A 1,389-nucleotide genomic window follows, 5' to 3' on the forward strand; every position below is an offset into this window, starting at 1 on the left:
GGTCGACGAGGCGGAGCTCTACAGCGCACTCGACTGGCTGGCGGTCCGACAGGCCGCCGTCGAGACGGCGCTGGCCCGACGCCATCTCACCGGCGGCACGCTGGTGCTCTACGACGTGACGTCGAGCTACATGGAAGGCCGTTGCTGCCCGCTCGCCCAGTTCGGCTACAACCGCGATGGCAAGAAGGGCAAGCTGCAGATCGTCTATGGCCTGCTGTGCGCGCCCGACGGCTGCCCCATCGCCGTCGAGGTCTTCGAAGGCTCGACCGGTGACCCCTCCACGCTAGGCAACCAGGTCGCCAAGCTGAAGCAGCGCTTCGGTCTCGACCATGTCGTCCTGGTCGGTGACCGGGGCATGATCACCCAGGCCCGCATCACCCAGGACATCAAGCCGGCCGGGCTCGACTGGATCACAGCGCTGCGCGCCCCGGCGATCCGCGCCCTGCTCGAGGGGGGTGCCTTCCAGATGTCGCTGTTCGACGACCGCGACATGGCCGCCATCACCGCACCGGACTTTCCGGGCGAACGCCTGATCCTGTGCCGCAATCACGCGCTGGCCGCCGAGCGCGCACGCAAGCGCGAGGACCTGCTTCGGGCCACCGAGCGCGAGCTTGCCCCCATCGCCGCCGCCGCCCGGCGCAAGCGCGAGCCGTTGCGCGGCAAGGCTGAGATCGGCCTGGCCGTCGGCGCCGTGATCAACCGGCACAAGATGGCCAAGCACTTCACCCTCGAGATCACCGACACGACCTTCGCCTTCGCCCGCAAGACCGCCGAGATTGCCGCCGAAGCTGCGCTCGATGGGCTCTACGCCGTGCGCACCAGCCTGCCCGCCACCGCGCTCGACGATGCCGCCACGGTCAAAAGCTACAAATCCCTCAGCCTGGTCGAGCGCGCCATCCGTTCGATCAAGACCGTCGATCTCCACGTGCGCCCGGTCTACCATTGGCTGCCCGAGCGCGTGCGCGCCCACGTCTTCCTCTGCATGCTCGGATACTATCTCGAATGGCATATGCGCCAGCGTCTGGCGCCCATGCTCTACGACGATACCGACAAGCAAGCCGCCGAGGCGCTCCGCGCCAGCGTCGTCGCCAAGGCCGAGCGATCGCCAGCAGCCCGAGCCAAGCAGACAACTGGCCGCACCCACGATGGTCTGCCCGTCCACAGCTTCCACACTCTCATCGCCGATCTCGCTACGCTCACCCGAAACACCGTCGAAATCGCCACCGCCCCGGGCATGCTCTTCACCATCACCGCCCGGCCGACACCCATTCACAGCAAGGCGTTCGAGCTCCTCGCCGTCGCCCGTACCCAGTAAACACCCTGCGCAAGATGGAGTTACGGCGGAAAATCAATGGCTTGCGCTCGGAAATAGTAAGAAGCTCCGTTTAG

The 1,389-nt window shown here is 66.8% G+C and carries 1 protein-coding gene; it reads left to right on the plus strand.

Going from position 1 to position 1,389, the window contains the following annotated elements; all coding sequences use genetic code 11:
• The coding region (locus MAXJ12_RS34090) for an IS1634 family transposase (protein WP_008840819.1) at positions 1-1,315 on the plus strand (1,315 nt) is incomplete at its 5' end.
• Positions 1,316-1,389 lie beyond the last annotated feature (74 nt).

The organism is Mesorhizobium alhagi CCNWXJ12-2, assembly GCF_000236565.1.
Taxonomy (GTDB): domain Bacteria; phylum Pseudomonadota; class Alphaproteobacteria; order Rhizobiales; family Rhizobiaceae; genus Allomesorhizobium; species Allomesorhizobium alhagi.